At 61.1% G+C, this 15,612-nt stretch carries 13 protein-coding genes and 2 pseudogenes; 6 read left to right on the forward strand and 9 right to left on the reverse strand.

The window, feature by feature from the left end; genetic code table 11:
• Positions 1–39 precede the first annotated feature (39 nt).
• Positions 40–1,014: a BMP family ABC transporter substrate-binding protein gene (locus HB777_24165; protein QND66695.1), complete on the reverse strand. Its 975-nt coding sequence runs from the start codon at positions 1,012–1,014 to the stop codon at positions 40–42.
• A gap of 202 nt (positions 1,015–1,216) precedes the next feature.
• Between HB777_24165 and HB777_24170 the strand changes: the two genes are divergently transcribed.
• The 3 genes from HB777_24170 (at position 1,217) to HB777_24180 (ending at position 4,253) form a co-directional block, all read left to right on the forward strand.
• Entirely contained in the window at positions 1,217–2,557 is a 1,341-nt protein-coding gene (locus tag HB777_24170; protein ID QND66696.1) for a glutamyl-tRNA amidotransferase, read from the forward strand.
• Between the two features lie 75 nt (positions 2,558–2,632).
• Positions 2,633–3,331, forward strand: a complete 699-nt coding sequence (locus HB777_24175) for an urea carboxylase-associated family protein (protein QND66697.1) — start codon at positions 2,633–2,635, stop codon at positions 3,329–3,331.
• Between the two features lie 4 nt (positions 3,332–3,335).
• Complete coding sequence (locus HB777_24180) at positions 3,336–4,253, forward strand: polysaccharide deacetylase (protein ID QND66698.1); 918 nt, start codon at positions 3,336–3,338, stop codon at positions 4,251–4,253.
• Here HB777_24180 and HB777_24185 read toward each other — a convergent pair.
• Positions 4,232–5,152 (reverse strand): LysR family transcriptional regulator, encoded by a 921-nt coding sequence (locus tag HB777_24185; protein QND66699.1) that lies wholly within the window; start codon positions 5,150–5,152, stop codon positions 4,232–4,234. The genes HB777_24180 and HB777_24185 overlap by 22 nt on opposite strands.
• A 13-nt stretch (positions 5,153–5,165) precedes the next feature.
• Complete coding sequence (locus tag HB777_24190; GenBank protein QND66700.1) at positions 5,166–6,179, reverse strand: GntR family transcriptional regulator; 1,014 nt, start codon at positions 6,177–6,179, stop codon at positions 5,166–5,168.
• 128 nt (positions 6,180–6,307) lie between these two features.
• Here HB777_24190 and HB777_24195 point away from each other — a divergent pair, with 128 nt between their 5' ends.
• On the forward strand, positions 6,308–7,525 hold the full coding sequence (locus tag HB777_24195; GenBank protein QND66701.1) for an extracellular solute-binding protein: 1,218 nt from the start codon (positions 6,308–6,310) through the stop codon (positions 7,523–7,525).
• 87 nt (positions 7,526–7,612) lie between these two features.
• Here the strand turns inward: HB777_24195 and HB777_24200 are convergent, their stop codons facing one another.
• The 4 genes and pseudogenes from HB777_24200 to HB777_24215 form a co-directional block, all read right to left on the reverse strand.
• Positions 7,613–8,275, reverse strand: coding sequence for an FMN-dependent NADH-azoreductase (locus tag HB777_24200; GenBank protein QND66702.1), 663 nt, complete (start codon positions 8,273–8,275; stop codon positions 7,613–7,615).
• A 192-nt stretch (positions 8,276–8,467) separates the two neighbouring features.
• Positions 8,468–9,685 (reverse strand): lipoprotein-releasing ABC transporter permease subunit, encoded by a 1,218-nt coding sequence (locus HB777_24205; GenBank protein QND66703.1) that lies wholly within the window; start codon positions 9,683–9,685, stop codon positions 8,468–8,470.
• 49 nt (positions 9,686–9,734) lie between these two features.
• Positions 9,735–10,286 (reverse strand): annotated as a pseudogene (locus HB777_24210) (hypothetical protein).
• 1,278 nt (positions 10,287–11,564) lie between these two features.
• Positions 11,565–11,831: a hypothetical protein gene (locus HB777_24215; protein ID QND66704.1), complete on the reverse strand. Its 267-nt coding sequence runs from the start codon at positions 11,829–11,831 to the stop codon at positions 11,565–11,567.
• Between the two features lie 384 nt (positions 11,832–12,215).
• On the opposite strand from HB777_24215, the gene HB777_24220 reads away from it, so the two are divergent.
• Entirely contained in the window at positions 12,216–12,518 is a 303-nt protein-coding gene (locus tag HB777_24220; GenBank protein ID QND66705.1) for a hypothetical protein, read from the forward strand.
• A 410-nt stretch (positions 12,519–12,928) separates the two neighbouring features.
• Here HB777_24220 and HB777_24225 read toward each other — a convergent pair whose 3' ends face one another.
• Entirely contained in the window at positions 12,929–13,399 is a 471-nt protein-coding gene (locus HB777_24225) for a hypothetical protein (GenBank protein ID QND66706.1), read from the reverse strand.
• Between the two features lie 100 nt (positions 13,400–13,499).
• Here HB777_24225 and HB777_24230 point away from each other — a divergent pair, with 100 nt between their 5' ends.
• A complete protein-coding gene (locus HB777_24230; GenBank protein QND66707.1) occupies positions 13,500–13,781 on the forward strand; it encodes a hypothetical protein in 282 nt (93 codons plus the stop codon).
• Positions 13,782–14,563: 782 nt separating this feature from the next.
• Here the strand turns inward: HB777_24230 and HB777_24235 are convergent.
• Positions 14,564–14,806, reverse strand: a pseudogene (locus HB777_24235) (hypothetical protein).
• Positions 14,807–15,612 lie beyond the last annotated feature (806 nt).

Genomic DNA, 15,612 nt, shown 5'->3' on the forward strand with positions numbered 1-15,612 from the left:
GCACGGCCCGAAGGGCCGGCGTGGCCGCGATCGCGGCGCTTAGGCCGGTTCGATGACAAGTTGCCCGGACTTGATCCTCGACATCAGGGTTGCAACCTCGGCGGCGGTGTCGGCGGGAATCTCGGATGCGAACGTTCCCAGCCGCACTACATCGGGACTGTTGAAATCGTACCTGTAATTCTTGCCCGTCAGCCCTTCATCCCTGGCTGTTGTCAGCAACGCCACGATCAGCGACTTCACATCAAGGATTGACGACTGCAGCATGATATCGGGCCATTTCGTGATGGCGTCGTAGTAGAGGCCGAACGCCTTCACGCCCTTCTCGCGGACGGCCTGCAGGGCGCCCTGCGTGGCGCTGTCCATTGTCGGCCATATGATATCCGCGCCCTGCGCGATCTGGTTCAGTGCCGCCTCCTTGCCTTTGGCGACATCGTCCCAGTCGCCGGTCCAGGTGGCGAACACCGCGCCATCAGGCCGCGCGGTCTTGAATCCTGCCTCGAAGCCAGCCAGCGTGTCGTTGGTGAACTTGAACTTCTGCGCCTGGATCAGGCCGACCTTGCCGGACTTCGACAGGCGCCCGGCAAGAAAGCCCAGCACATAGGCTGGTTGGCTGAAATAGAAATCGGCCGTGCTGACGTTATCGGCGGCATGAAGCCCATTGGTGACAATGAAGCGGGTATCGGTGAACCGGGCGGCCACGCGGTCGATCGCATCCTGGAACTCTCCGCCGTGCCCGATCACGTGGGTGAAGCCGCGCCGCGCGTAGTCCGAGAGAACCTCGACGTGGTCCGGTTGCGTTACCTTCTCGCTGTAAGCCGTCTCGATACCGAGTTTTTCGGTGGCGAACCCCATCGCCTCGTAACCCGACTGGCTCCAGCCGTGGTCGGTAATGGCACCCGGCATGACAATCGCCGCCTTCAAGGTGCCGCTGGCCGCGAAGCCGGTGCGTGCCAGCAACAGCGCCGGCGCCGCCAGGGCCACGGTGGCAAGCAATCCGCGTCTCGTGATTTTCATCAGGTTCTCCCTCCCAGGCGGTCCGGCGATTGACGCTTCCGCACGCCGGCTACTAATCGTGCGGCGTGCCAGTCGCTCAAGTGAGCAGTTCTCAAGAGGGGTTGAACGGAGGGGGCGGGAGATTGCGCTCAAGCCCCCTTGAGGTCTTGTCACTGGCATCGGCTGCAAGCCCCGCCACAAGTCACGATGCGGAGGTGACGACATGGATACTGGGACGTTGGCCGGACAGGCACGGCTGCTGATCGAACATATCGAGACACCGGACAGGCTCGTGGGCGCGGCACTGGACAAGGCCAAGGCGTCGACCGGCGTATTCATAAGCTTGATGGAGGAAGCCGCACTGGCCGAAGCCGCGGCCGCTACGCGCCGAAGGTCGGCAGGCGTGGCGCTCAGCGATTTCGACGGCATCCCCTTCGCCGTCAAGGATCTGTTCGACGTCGCGGGCTCGGTTACCTCCGCCGGCTCACGGACAAGACTGGCTGTGCCCACCGCGCCGCGCGACAGCGCCATCGTCGCCAACCTGCGCAAGCTCGGCATGATCCCCATCGGCAAGACCAATCTCAGCGAGTTCGCGTTTTCCGGCCTCGGCCTCAATCCTCACTTTGGCACCCCCACCGCGTCGGGGCGGGAAGACCGCGTCCCCGGCGGCTCCTCTTCGGGATCAGCCATCGCGGTCCAGCGTGGAATCGTGCCCGTCGCGCTCGGGACGGACACGGCCGGCTCGGTCCGGGTGCCGGCCGCTTTCAACGGCATCGCCGGCTTTCGCCCCTCGCGGGGACGATATGACATGCGTGGGGTTTATCCGCTGGCGGCGAGTTTTGACACCGCCGGCTTGTTGGCGAAAAACGCCGAGGACTGCGTTGTGATGGACGCCCTGATGCGCGGCGTGGCACCTGCCAACACCGCCGCGCCGCGCCGCTTCATCATTGAGCGGAGCATGCTCGATGATCCCGAGCTCGAGCCTGCGGTTGGCCAAAATCTGCTGGCGTTCGCCGGCCTGCTGCGATCCGGCGGCGGGCTTGTCGAACCGCGCGTGATGCCGTCGATCGGCCGCGCCAGGGCCGCCATCGGCAAATTTGGATGGCCCGGCGGCGTCGAGGCGGCGACGCTTCATCGGGGTCTGCTGGCATCGAATGAACGTGCGCTTATCGACCCGCGTGTCGTAGCCCGCCTCGATATCGCGGCTGCGACCCCGGTGGAGAACATGATTGCCTTGCGGCGAATCCGGACCGGATTGATCCGCGCACTGCGCCACGAACTTGACGGCGCCATCCTGATCCTGCCGACCGTCCCACATGTTGCCCCGCTACTGGCTCCGCTGGCCAGCAATGACGAACTCTTCGCCAGACTCAATCTGCGTACGTTGTCGATGACGATGATTGGCAGTTTTCTCGACATGCCAGGACTGGCCGTGGCCTCTGGAACCGACCCGCAAGGGCTGCCGACATCGGTGCTGCTGACCGGGGCAACCGGCTTTGACGATGCGGTCCTGGCGGCCGGGCGGCTGGTGTTACGTGTCCATGGCGCCGACAGTTTTTCGTAACAGCGGTTGAGAATATCCCATTCGTGCGAGGGTCTCCGCAATGGCAAGGATGATTGCCATCGAAGGAGAACAATCATGGCGACATCCCGGGCAATGAGCGAACCCAGCATCCCTGACGGCCGAAATGGCAGTTCATCCGCCAGGGTATCCGAAAACGGCATCCCGATCCTCGGACACCTTTATGAAATTCCCGCCCGGGAGGGCCGCGCCGTCGTGGTCGGTGCTGGCCAGTCGCTCACCATCATCAACACCCATGGCTCGCAGGTGTGCGATTTCTGGGCCTTCAACGCGGCTGACCTCAACGAATTCTCGTCGATGCCGCACCAGCATGCGGTCGCGAGCGGAATCGGGTTGCGCGAGAAAAGCGCACTGGTGAGCAATGCCCGCCGGCCATTGATGACCGTGATCGAGGACACCTCGCCAGGCGTCCACGACACGGTCGTCGCCGCTTGCGACGTCCATCGCTATCGCCAATTGGGCGCGCAAGGCTACCACGACAACTGCACGGACAATTTCAAGCAGGCACTGCAGGCTGTTGGCCGCCAGCCGGCCACGGTGCCGGCGCCCCTCAACATCTGGATGAACACGCCCGTCGCGCCCGATGGCTCGATCTCCTGGCTGGCGCCGGTCACATCCAGCGGCGACCGGTTCGTGCTCCGCGCAGAGATCGACGTCGTCGCGGTCATGTCGGCGTGCCCGCAGGACATGGTCCCGATCAACGGCGCCGACCAGATGCCGCAAAGCCTAGCGTTCATTGTCGGCGAAGGGGAATGATCGGATGATCCTCAACCCTATCGCCTGGCCAAACGGGGCCCGATGCGCATGTTCGATATCGTTCGACATGGACGCCGACAGCCTGATCCACATCGCCAAGCCGCGCGACGGTTTCAACCGGCTCTATCCCATCACCATGGGCCGCTACGGCCCGACGGTGGCGGTGCCGCGCATCCTGGAAACCTATCGGCGCCTCGGGCTGAAACAGTCGTTCTTCATACCCGCCTGGACGATGCAACAGTACCCGGACGCGGTGGAAGCAATCCTGCGCGACGGTCACGAGATCGGCCATCACGGGTTCCTGCATGAAGACCCAACAACCATCGCGCAACCCGAACAGCGCCACTGGTTCGAACAGGCGCTGCAGGTGCATCAGCGCATGACAGGCAGGAAACCCACGGGCTATCGGGCACCTGTCTACAATGTGACCCAGGGAACCGTGGACCTGCTTGTCGAACATGGTTTCAGCTACGATTCCTCACTGATGGCCGACGACATTCCCTACCTGATGAAAACCCCGGCCGGAGAACTGTTTGAAGTACCGCCGCACTGGGGCAACGATGACTGGCCGGCCTTCGCGCATTTCCAGGAGATCGGCTATATGATGCCCGTGCGCTCCCCTTCGATTGGCCTATCGGCCTTCTTCGAGGAGTTCGAGGCGCACTATGAGGCCGGGGGCTTGTGGATGCCGGTCTGGCATCCTTTCCTGACAGGCCGGCTTGCGCGATGGCGGCTGGTGGAAAAATTTCTCGAAAGGATTCTTGCCAGCCACAATGTCTGGTTCGCACCGCTCGCCGAAATCGTCGCGCATGTAGATGCCTTCCGGCGTGGTGGTGGCCATGTGCGCGTGGAGAACCTGCCTTACTATGACGGGCCGGTCGCGTTGATGACCGATCGCGGTCAGGCGGCAAGTCCCCTGTAGGTGTTGCCGAAGTCGGATGCTTCGCTACGCAGCCAATCGGTGAACCGTCCAATGGTGCGCTTGGTCCTGCGTGTCGGAACGAAGGCGACGCGGTAACTGAAACCGTTCAGGTCGGGACCATCGATCCGCGCGAGCCGACCGCTTTCGATGCCTTCCGCGACCATCACGCTGGAGCACAGAAGTGGCCCGAAGCCGCGTTCCATGGCGTGCAGCGCCAGACTTTCGTCGTTGATCCAGGACAGCCGGTAGTCCTCCGCGCCAGCCTTGCCGGCGGCGCTCAGCCACTTCACCCAATTGGGACAGTCAATCGACCTGTTGTGCCATTGATAGGCGAGCAAGGGGCGCGACATGTAATCCTCGATCCTGGTCGAGGCACAACCATCGGCCGGGATGGCGACCGCAGGGTGATAGACGTCGGTCAGAAGTGGCAGCGAGGAAAGCTCGTCGCCTGCCGGCATGCCGTATCGGATCGCGACGTCGGTATTGGCTGTGCGCAGGTCGATCAGCGCATCCGATCCCTCGACATTCACGCTCAGCCCCGGAAACGATCTTGTGAAGCGGGAGAGCCTTGGCATCAGCCAGCGCTCGGCGAAGGCGCGCGTCGTGGTCACGGTCAGCGTGTCGCCCTGGCTCCTATCTTCCAGTTCCTCGAAGGCTTCAGCGAACCGGTCGAAACCCTCGCGCAAGATCGGATAAAGCCTCTCGCCAAGCAGGGTCAGGGTGACGGCCCTCGGGGTGCGCTCAAACAGCTTCTGCCCGATCTGCTCCTCGAGGTGGCGGATCTGGTGCGAGATCGCGGTCACCGTCACGCAAAGTTCCGACGCCGCAGCCGTGAAGCTGCGGTTACGGGCGGCGGCTTCGAATGCGCGGATGGCGTTCAAAGGCGGAATCTTGCGCATGACTATCTCCTGTTCAGACAATTCGTTGCAGGTATGGCGCCACCTCGGGCTCCGGCAGGACCGAAAGAACTTTGAGCCGGTCCAGCGTACGGCGGCCTTCGTTGTGAAGATGCGCCGCATGGGAAGCCGCCGCGTCTTCGAACGCCCCCGCCAGCAGCCTATCAATGATTTCCAGGTGCTCGGCGAAGGTCGATTCGTCGCGATAGATTCCTATGAATTGCGCGAACAGCGCGTCCACGATCATCGGCAGACGGCACCCATGCAGTATCTGGCTCATGCGCTTGTTGTCGAAGTGCCGCAGACATGAGACGTGGAGATCCCGCTCGATGCCTTCGATGACATCCCTGGGTATCTTTCCCTCCATCACCATTGCGCCCGAAACGGCTTTGCGCATCGCCGCCAGTTCTTCATGCCGCAGGTGTGGCGCTGACTGTTTGAGCACGTGTGGCTCAAGCAGCATGCGCACTTCGCGATCATGTGCGATTGCCTGTGCCGTGACCGGCCCCACCAGCCATGATGAGTGCAGGTTTTTTTCGACCAAACCGGATTCGCGCAGGCGCCACAGCACTTCGCGGGCAACCGGGCGGCTGACGCTGAAACTGTCGGCTAGCCCCTGCTCGTCAACCCGGTAATGGCCGAAGGCGATGGCGACCATTATGGCGGCCTCGACGCTGGCGATCATCTGGTCCGCCGCCGGCTTGCCGTCCGGCCTGATCGCTTCATCGAGCATGAAATCCTGCCCGGACAGCCGTCGTTTTGTCAGCGGCGAGCCGTCAGGCCGGCCTGCGACGGCAAATCCGCGCCCGTCGAAACGCTCGATGAGGCCGTCATCGGCAAGTGTCCCCATTGCCTTGCGCACAGTGGCCCGGCTCGTCTCGAAGACGGATGAAATCGGACCTTCCAGCAAGATGAGCCCGGGTTCGAGCGCGCCGGTTCTGATCGCGGACGCAATTTGGAGGGCGCAACGCCGGTACAGCGCGACGCCCGCGTTTTTCTGCTCTGGACTTTCTAAACCCGAGGTCTGCATCGAACCTGTCGCAACGGGAGCGATCAGCCTGCTCCGTTTCCGCTGGAGCTAAGTTCCCATAAAAAATGATACTTGTAAACAATAGTCGTATTTTGCAGTATGGGGAACGCTCCCGAGGATACCCGATCATGCTCCGCACCCACGAACCACTCTCCCGTCCCGCTGTCCTCACCAAGCCACGTATCCTGCGGGTGCTTGGGACCGCATCCACAGTGCTGGAGCCCATCCTGCGGCAGGCGAAGGCCGATCTGGGTTTCACCGTCGAGGGCAAGGTGCTTGATGGCAACATCGCCCATCAGGTCGGTGTCGTCGCGCCCGAGAGCTTCGACGTCTACGATCAGTGGTTCCACAATCTCGAATTTGTCTGGACAGCTCATTCCATCCGCCCGATCGAGCTCAGCCGGATCAAGAGGTGGAGTGATGTCGGCGAGCTTGCTCTCACCGGCAAGGCGGACGCAGCCCTGCCGCCGGTCCCGGGCGGCGGACCGAACACGCTGCTTTACGTGCAGGACGACGGGCGCCTTTCTGAAACGCCAGCCGACCGGATCAGCATGCTGCCGCTGAGCCATTGCGCCGACAGCTTCGGCTATCGTCGCGAACTGCTGCCGGAGGGCGCTGATATGGGCGCGGAGAGCTGGTCATGGCTGCTCGACCCGGCCTGGAAGCGCGCGACACTGCAGAGCAATGCCTCCATCGGCGCCATCGATGCCATACTTGCCGTCCAGGCCGCCGGCCTGGTCCAGTTCCGTGACCCCGGCAATCTCTCTATAGCGGAAATCGACAGCCTGATGGGCATTCTCATATCGTTGCGCCGGCGCGGTCATTTTCCCCATTTCTGGGAGACCCAGGCACAATCAGCTGAGCTGTTCGCAAGAGGCCGCGCCCGCATCGGCAGCATCTGGTCCTCGGCGCTGGTGTTGCCGACACTGCGCGGCGTCGACATCAGGACGGCTGTGCCCAGGGAGGGATATCGCGGCTGGTTTGGCGGCATGTCGATATCGCGGCATGCCGCCGGGCCAGCGCTCGACATGGCGTATGAATACCTGAACTGGTGGCTTGACGGCTGGCCAGGCGCGGTCGTCGCCCGTCATGGCTATTACTTCTCGGCACCTGAATTGGTTCGCAGGCACCTGAAGGCAGCAGAATGGGACTACTGGTATGGCGGCCTGCCTGCCGTGGACGATCTGGCAGGTCCTCTCGGAGACCCCGTCGTTGGCCGGGGGCACATCAGGGAGGGTGGCGCCTACCAGGAGCGCGTATCAAGGATAGCGATCTGGAATGCGGTGATGGACGAGCACAATTACCTGGTCAGGCGCTGGCATGATTTCCTCAACTTTCGCCACTGACTTGGCAATGGCGAAGGTTGATCCTGCCCGCAGCCACGCGGGGATTGCCTCCGCAACACGTTTGGACGGCGGGCTCATTGGGCGGCTTCAGGCGGCCGCCTTGAGGCCGGAAGCGATCGAATTGGCCAGCGTCCTTGCCTTCGCTTCGGCCTGCTCGACGGATTTTGCGCGGCGCTCTCCGCCAAACTCCTCAAACTCCGCCGATATGGTGTGGATGTCGGAAGCGCCAAGATAGTGCGCACAGGCCGCAATGCCGGGATCAAGTGCATTCATGTGCTGACGGATGCCGTCCTGGAATCCGAACTCGCCGCGCGAAGACACGACCACCAATGTCTTGCCGCGCAGGATTGGCTCGATCGGGAAGTCACCGCGCGCGAGATCAAAAGAGAACGTGCGTCCGATCCGCGCGATCTGGTCGAACCACGCCTTGAGGGCCGCTGGCATGTTGTAGTTGTACATCGGCGCCCCAAGCACAATCACATCGGCTTTCTCGACTTCGTCGATGAGTTCGTCGGAACAGGCGAGCGTCGCATTCATGGCGTCGGTGCGCGCCTCGGGCCTGGTGAAAGCGGCCGCGATCCAGTCTTGGGTCATGAACGGTGGCGGATTGGTGCCGACGTCGCGGTAGATTACGTCATCCTGACCGCGTTCGCCGAGCCAGGTATCCACAAATAGTCTACCGAGCCGGCGGGAGTGCGAACGTGCAACGCGGGCGCTTGAGTCAATGTGCAGTATCGTACGCTTTTCCATCGGCCACCTCTGTACGCTGAAGATGGCCGGGGTTACCGTGGCGTTCGCTCAAGCGCAAAATCGAAGTGCTCAAGCGCCTATGAATTGTCCTCAACTGTGTGGAGAACGACAGGTTCGTGAAATCTTGGTAACAGAATTCCATAGGGCCACCAAGTTCTGGCATTCGCCCCAGCAGAACTGTCTTCGTCCCCATCATTCGTACCTCAGTGCATCGACGGGATCGAGCCTGGCTGCGCGCCAGGCCGGAAAGAGCGTCGCGAGGAAAGAGAGGACCAGCGCCATCAGGACGACCGATACGGTTTCCGCGATGTCCATGCGCGCAGGCAACTGGTTCAGGAAATAAAGCTCGGGATTGAACAGCGTCGTCCCCGACAGCCACGAGAAGAACTGGCGGATCAGTTCGACATTCATGCACACGATGACGCCGAGCACGACGCCCGCGATCGTGCCGACGCCGCCGATCGCTGCCCCGGTCATGAAGAAGATGCGCATGACCGCGCCGCTCGTCGCGCCCATCGTGCGCAGGATCGCGATGTCTGTGCCCTTGTCCTTGACCAGCATGAACAGTCCCGAAAGGATGTTGAGCGCGGCGACCAGCACGATCAGCGTCAGGATCATGAACATGACGTTGCGCTGGACCTGAAGCGCGGAGAAGAAGGTCTGGTTGCGCTCGCGCCAGTCGGTCATGTAGATTTGACGTTCCGCAGCCGTCTCGATCGGCTGTCGCAGCATTTCCACCTTGTCCGGATTGTCGACATAGACCTCGATGGTCTGTGCCCGGTCCTCTTGATTGAAATAGAGCTGCGCCTCGGCGAGCGGCATGTAAACGATCGAGGAATCGTATTCCGACATTCCGACCTCGAAGACCGCGACGATCGGATAGCCCTTCATGCGCGGCGTCGTGCCCATCGGCGTAACGTCCCCGTCGGGAGAGATCAAGGTGAGGGTGTCTCCGAGAACAAGCCCGAGATTCTCGGCCATGCGCCGCCCGATGGCCACGCCCTCACTATCATCGAAATTCTGGATGGTGCCATGACGTATGTTCTTCTCGACGACATCCAGCCGCAACAGATCCTCGCCGCGTATACCGCGCCCCAGCGCGCCGGAACCGCTCCCCACCTTGCCCCGCGCGAGCACCTGTCCTTCGATCAGCGGGATCGCGTACTTCACGCCGGCAATGCCGTTGAAGCGCGCGGCGATCTCCTCATAGTCGTCGAAACCGCTCTCGATCGGCTGCACGATCAGATGGCCGTTGATGCCGAGGATGCGGTCGAGGAGTTCGGCGCGAAAGCCGTTCATTACCGCCATGACGATGATCAGTGTAGCCACACCCAGCATGATGCCGATGAACGAGATGACCGAGATCGCGGTTTCCTTGCGCTTGGAGCGCAGATAGCGCCACGCGACCATGCGCTCGAAGGCCGAAACGGCCGCGCGCCCTTTTTCGAGTCGGCTTCGCTCATGCGGCGGCTCCCAAGGCGCCGATCACATTGTCGAGTGGCACGGTGCGACGCTCGCCTGTCTTGCGATTATTCATCTTGACTTCGTTGGCGCCGAGGCTGCGCGGGCCGGCGATCACCTGCCACGGCAGCCCGATCAGGTCCGCCGGAGCGAACCTTCCACCGACGCGGCTGTCCGTGTTGTCGTAAAAAAACATCGCGTCCGCTGAAGCTCGGCGTAGATCCTGTCGCTGGCCGCATCGCAATCGGAGTCGCCCGATTTCATTTGATCAGCGATCGAACGGCGCGATCGGTTCGGGCCAAATGATGCCGTTCTTGTGGTGGCCCGCCTCCATATTGCCACTAGCTTCTGGCAATCGCCCCGAACCTGTACCGCAATTGCGGATGGCAGCGCCGAACCGTCGATCATGGTGTGATTTCCTTCGCATAATCAGATATCCAATCCGGTGGTTCCTGCTCCTTGCTTCCGTCGATCTTGACGCCCCGCTCACGAGCCCAGCGATAACCCCACATGGGTCCGAATTTGGTAGAATACCGAGGTTGGCGCTCATAAGCTGGATCAGATTGCGCCTCACCCAAGGTTACAAAGCGATACCGTTGCTCACGAAAAATCTGAAGAATTCGCTCCATTGTCGCTGCGTTCAACCGATTCAGATGCAAGAGCATGATTGCCGGCGGCTCGTAGCCTAGTACATCGCGGTTCAAGTTCGCATAGTGTTCGATCTGGAGCCGGCTGTAATCGAGATAGGCGTCCTCGATACGCTCACGCATCCTCCAATCCTCGCGCTCCAGCGCGCGCTCGTATGCCTCGTCGAACAGATAGTCCGAGCTATCAATCGTCGTTGCAGCCAGCTCGTATCCACTCTCTGCAAGGACGCGCTCGAATGCCTCCCGTTTTTGATCGCTGTCACCCACATGATTGTAGGGAAAGCGAAAGAAACGTATTGGTCTTCCGACAGAGTCCGCCAAAGGTAGGATTGTGGCTTCACCATCTCGAATCTCTTTCCGCATCTGCGCAACGTCAAGCTCGTTGCTGTCTGCGTGACTGAAACTGTGATTTCCGAGTTCGAATCCACGCGAAGCCCACATCTTCAGGAGTTCAACCCCCTCTTTACCCAAAGAGCGAACTCGATTCTCGACCACGAAACCAATCGCCGGAATTCTGCTTTTATCCAGCGCGCCTACGATCGCTCGGTTGGCGGTAATCGCATTTTCGACGCCGTTTCTCGTCCCCGGCTCTGAGGCATGAACGAACGGGAGATCATCAAAGGTAATTGCTACACGCCGATCGACTTTCTCCAAAGCTGGCCTCGCCTTGTCGTCATTCGGTTGCGCAACTACGCGCGGCGCGATCAATCCTGATGTCAGTAGCAGCAATCCCCCAATGCGGATCAGCAGATGCACGCCAGTCCGCAATCCCGTGGTTCTGCGAGTTGCATAAGGGTGATCTGGAAAGGCGGACATCATCATTGAAAAAGGCTGGCAGGCAAGCATTACGTGAACATTGCGGCGGGGTTTGAGTGCACCATGTAATGGAAGCTCCAGTCCCCTGCCGGAGCGGTACCGGCAACAGCAGCGAAGCCCATTGTCAAGGTTCCCCGCGTGCCACGATGTGTGGACGAAAATCCCTGCCTCTCGCCGCATGCCACTCAACGGTGATAATTCGGATGCCTGCGGCTCTTAGCGCCCGTTCAAGGTCTGTCGCTCGAAAAACACTGGCGTGAGGCGCTTTTCCGAAAAGCCTCATTGCCGGAAGCAGAACCAACCCGATCAGCGGGCTCATGTCTTCGACACACGGGGCCGCCGGCTTGGGCGGGATCCGAAGCAGTTCAGAAAAGTCGTCCTTGCGCGGCGTTCTGGCCAGCATCTGCAGTTCTCCTTCTGGCGGAGAGGCTTGGGGCCAACGCGTTGGCGGTCAGGCGCAGGATCACTTCAGCAAGCTTCTTCCGGTCGCGACTGCTTCGCTCGTCTATCGTGCCAGTGTCGAGCATCAGATCGATGAGCGCATGGTCGACGGGTACATCGACGATGATCTCGCCTTTGGGCTGCCGATCGCGCCAGCGTTCCCACCGTATCGTCCCCGGCGACTTAGCCATTCCGCCGCTCCCAGGCACGGGGGGCATCCGAAAAGCTACCGGCAGAAAGCCTCGGACCGCGTGGCTGCTTCCTTCGCAATGGATTGGTTTTTGGGAAGGGGGGTTGTCGCTAAAATCGCTCTCAATGCCATGCGCAGAAAGAGATACAGCCGCTTTTTTACCGTGCGGAAACCTGCAGAAATTACACGAAAAACTCGATTTCTTGCGGTTTAGCTCAACTCTGATGCCCAGCGGTTTCCGGCCGGCATGGCTCGGGATTTTGAACCCGGACCCCTGACGGCAAGTAGCTACCTTCGCCCTAATCAGCTCGATCGGAGCAGGAACCAAAGCCCTGCAGCGATGTTTAGGTGGCGAAGGGCATCTTAATTTCTCGGAGAACTTATAATGAAAACCACCCTGATTCTGGGCGCGCTGGCCCTTTGCCTGGCCGCCCCTGCCGTGGCTTCGGCGGACTCGATCGTCATCACGACCAACAAGCAGCACCGTCACCATAATAACCGGGTGGCCGTCATCAACGAGGACGGGCAGCGCCTCCATCACCGCAAGCATGGCACGGAAGCTTTTTACGACAACGGAAAGCGTAATTGGCACCGGAAGCACCGCTCCGACACTATTGTCATCAGGCGCTCCGATGATCGCCCCATGCATCGCCATCGCCACGTCGTCATCCAGAACAGCGACTACTGATCTCCGATCCCGGACCCGGCTCTGAGGACGGAGCCGGGTCGATCGGCTGAAGGATTCGGCACCATGACCCCCTACTTTTCAGTTCAACCCCGAGATTGCTCGAAGCGGTCCTATCTACCGCGCGGCCAGGCTCGCACTGTTGCAGCACGAGTTGTTGCTGAGCTTCAACGAAACCGACAGTGCGGCCGAACGGGTCGAGCGAGCAGTTGCAAAGCTGGCTGAAGTGAACGCAACCGCGCCACACTAACCAATGGTCAAATATCTCAAATCCGTGCTGAGAGAGATTCTGCCGGCTTGGCTCAGCCGAAAGGCGGTCGACGTTGACGAGCGTCCAGTTGAGCAACCTCCCATACGCGACTTGATAGGCGCGGCGCCGCCTAGGCGATATCGTGGTCCGGTCAGGTCGGAGGCTAACGACAATAGGCCTCATGCGGCATTTCCGCCCCGCCAACTGCCTCAATCGGGTGAGGCTCAAGCGTCATCATCTCGCCGGCGTCTGACACACCATCCTGGTCGAGATCCTGCCAGACCCTGAGCGTGCTGAACACCGCATCGGACGCATCGATCTTGCCGTCGCCATTGGTATCGAAGGTTTCCAGAACGGCAAAGCCGTCCTGCGTGGACGAGCCGAAGAGCTCGGAGACGCCGTCGACGACGCCGTTTCTATTGGCATCGACAACCAGGATACCGTCATCCGCCGAGACCCAGCCGGTCCGCTCGGCGAAGCCGTCGCCGTCATAGTCGAAATGGACAGTGGAGCCGGCGAGCGGCGAAAGTTCCACGCCGTCGCCGTCGAGATCGAGAACGAGGTCGTGGAAGATGTTGAAGAGTGAAGCGCTCTCAGTGCGTTTGCAAAAGCGCGCCTCTGTTGCTGTCTCCATGTCGCACCATGTTGCAAACCACTACCGTTGATTTCCAAGGGTTTCCTGCGACTATCGGCAGGTCCGTGCGACATGAACGCGACATGGGAAGGGAAGGTTTATGACGAGCAAGCGACCACCGATCGGAATGAACTCAACGAAGCTGTCGCCGCTGGCTAATGAGCTTGAGGCGATCATTCGTGACCTCGTCAACATGGTCGAGGAAGCACAAAAGCCGAAAGCGCTCGCGATGGCCGACAGGGCATTGGTCATCTTGGCCGATGAAATGGATGCCACACGCGTGAACAAGAACAGGCGCAATGGCGGGAACCTGTCCCAAGAATTCAAAAATATCATGCAATCGGTTGCTGATAGGAACCCTGCACTCTCGGGAAAGTCCTGATCGACGCCCGCCACCTCTCGGCAGCGGGTCGCGGCCGGGGCTGCCTGTGCAACAAAGGCCGTCGTTCCGCGTTGAGGCTGGTCTCAGCGGAGCTTCGACAATGGACCCGGCAACCGCAGCAGTATTGCTTTTACTCTCTTGCAGCCCAGGCGAGGCTGCCGTTTGCAAGCCCATTGAGGCCGCGCCGACCACATATGCGTCGCTAGACGTGTGTCGGGCAGCTCTGAAAGACAGGCTCGCAGGTGCGCCAAACGGGGAAGTCGTCGGACGATGCCATCCTGTCGACGAGACTGTCACCGGTTCACTACCCGCCGGGTACACCACCGTGGTTGTCACGCGGGGCGTTGGGAACAAAGCCATCAGCAATAGCTACATCGTTCAACACAAAGAATAGAAGAGCCCGCCACCGTGAGGCAGCGGGCCAATCCTGCAAGTTTGCAGCTTTTTCAGTCGGCGGTGTCGGGCTGCTCGCGCGCGTCGATGGCTTCGCGCTCGTCGTCGCCTTCCCGATCGTCTCGCGGCTCGTCCGTAGTGCACCCGCGCCCATGACCGGTCCAGCCGAGATCAGGCTCGCCGTCTGGCGTGTTCCAAGTGCCAGTCTCGACAATGCGGGCCTTTCGCTGGTCGATATGCTCCGTCCAGCCGAGTTCGTCTTCGTCATCAGCCCTTGACCCGAAGCCGGCGCCATCCCCTTCGAGGTCGGTTTCCATCCCGCCTGTCGTCGGGTTGTAGATGGCAGTGCCACACAGGGAAGGCTCCAGCGGGTCGCTGCACTCGGCCGGGTCGCTGTCTTCGTCGTCAGCTTTGTCGAGCTCGCAGTCGTCGTTTATGCCGCCTGCCTCTGGGCCTCGCATAGTCCAGCCAAGATAGGGCTCGCCATCGCTATCGGGTTCGTCGTCGGCGCCGTCCTCGAGGTCGACATCTGGCGACATCGCATCGAGCATATTGATCAGCCGCTCGATCGAGTCCGCGATGGCCTTCCGGTTGGTCAGCGGGACAAGCAAGGTTTCGGGATCGGCGGCCAGCGATGCCGCGACATAGGCTTCGCCCTTTTTGGTGAGATCGAGGTCGCTTATTGCCCCGCCTCCCGCTTCACATGGTCAAGAGCGCGGCTGCCGGCCTCGTGGAGCACGTTGGAGGCGCGGAGGAGCTGGTGCGCCAGGCAAGAGGCGCCCAAGGCGCGTGCGGAGGCCCGCTGCGGCAAGCAGCATTGCTATGGTGATGTAGGTCATTGGTCTCGCGGTTCGAACCGGCTGTTCAAAGCCGGCGGACAGTTTCTGTCCATCTTCCATCATCGGCGGACGGCGCCGAAGCCGGGGGTTGAACACTGGCCGCGAGACCAGTCAGAACGCCTTCAGGCTTGCGCCCTGGACATTGACGATCTGCCCCCGGCCGCTATAACGTGGCCGAAGTTCAGTCGCCCGCTAAGGCGGCTCTATGCGCGCCCCAGCAGCCCGCCAAGGCCACTGAACGCGCCTCAGCAGATCCTACGACGCCAATCGTGGTGTTCTGTGTATCGCGGTCAGGGTGTTCAAACCCGCGATCAAAATCCGCTTATTCGCCGACTTCGTCAAGCCGCTCCCTTCCGGGGAGCACGCTTGCGTTGGGGCTCAACTGGCGCGATGCTGGCCGTCGGGGAATGGGAGGGGTTCGCTGGAACGGGGCGGAACTCAAGCAGCACGCGATCTCTGATTTTTCCAACGACATTTAGGTCAAATGCTACCAGACCAATTCGCAGTGACATGGTCACCCTCTACATAGCCGCCGTTGGCGCCTTAGCAGCTAATTTGTCAAAGAAAAGCCCGGCTACCTTTCGGCGATCATTGGCTCG

This window comes from Mesorhizobium loti, assembly GCA_014189435.1.
GTDB lineage: Bacteria > Pseudomonadota > Alphaproteobacteria > Rhizobiales > Rhizobiaceae > Mesorhizobium > Mesorhizobium loti_G.

What these genes read in the sequence shown, in the direction of transcription:
- HB777_24165 (QND66695.1), bottom strand. Translation starts at nt 1,014, where the DNA reads ATGAAAATCACGAGACGCGGATTGCTTGCCACCGTGGCCCTGGCGGCG.
- HB777_24170 (QND66696.1), top strand. Translation starts at nt 1,217, where the DNA reads ATGGATACTGGGACGTTGGCCGGACAGGCACGGCTGCTGATCGAACAT.
- HB777_24175 (QND66697.1), top strand. Translation starts at nt 2,633, where the DNA reads ATGGCGACATCCCGGGCAATGAGCGAACCCAGCATCCCTGACGGCCGA.
- HB777_24180 (QND66698.1), top strand. Translation starts at nt 3,336, where the DNA reads ATGATCCTCAACCCTATCGCCTGGCCAAACGGGGCCCGATGCGCATGT.
- HB777_24185 (QND66699.1), bottom strand. Translation starts at nt 5,152, where the DNA reads ATGCGCAAGATTCCGCCTTTGAACGCCATCCGCGCATTCGAAGCCGCC.
- HB777_24190 (QND66700.1), bottom strand. Translation starts at nt 6,179, where the DNA reads ATGCAGACCTCGGGTTTAGAAAGTCCAGAGCAGAAAAACGCGGGCGTC.
- HB777_24195 (QND66701.1), top strand. Translation starts at nt 6,308, where the DNA reads ATGCTCCGCACCCACGAACCACTCTCCCGTCCCGCTGTCCTCACCAAG.
- HB777_24200 (QND66702.1), bottom strand. Translation starts at nt 8,275, where the DNA reads ATGGAAAAGCGTACGATACTGCACATTGACTCAAGCGCCCGCGTTGCA.
- HB777_24205 (QND66703.1), bottom strand. Translation starts at nt 9,685, where the DNA reads ATGGTCGCGTGGCGCTATCTGCGCTCCAAGCGCAAGGAAACCGCGATC.
- HB777_24215 (QND66704.1), bottom strand. Translation starts at nt 11,831, where the DNA reads ATGGCTAAGTCGCCGGGGACGATACGGTGGGAACGCTGGCGCGATCGG.
- HB777_24220 (QND66705.1), top strand. Translation starts at nt 12,216, where the DNA reads ATGAAAACCACCCTGATTCTGGGCGCGCTGGCCCTTTGCCTGGCCGCC.
- HB777_24225 (QND66706.1), bottom strand. Translation starts at nt 13,399, where the DNA reads ATGGAGACAGCAACAGAGGCGCGCTTTTGCAAACGCACTGAGAGCGCT.
- HB777_24230 (QND66707.1), top strand. Translation starts at nt 13,500, where the DNA reads ATGACGAGCAAGCGACCACCGATCGGAATGAACTCAACGAAGCTGTCG.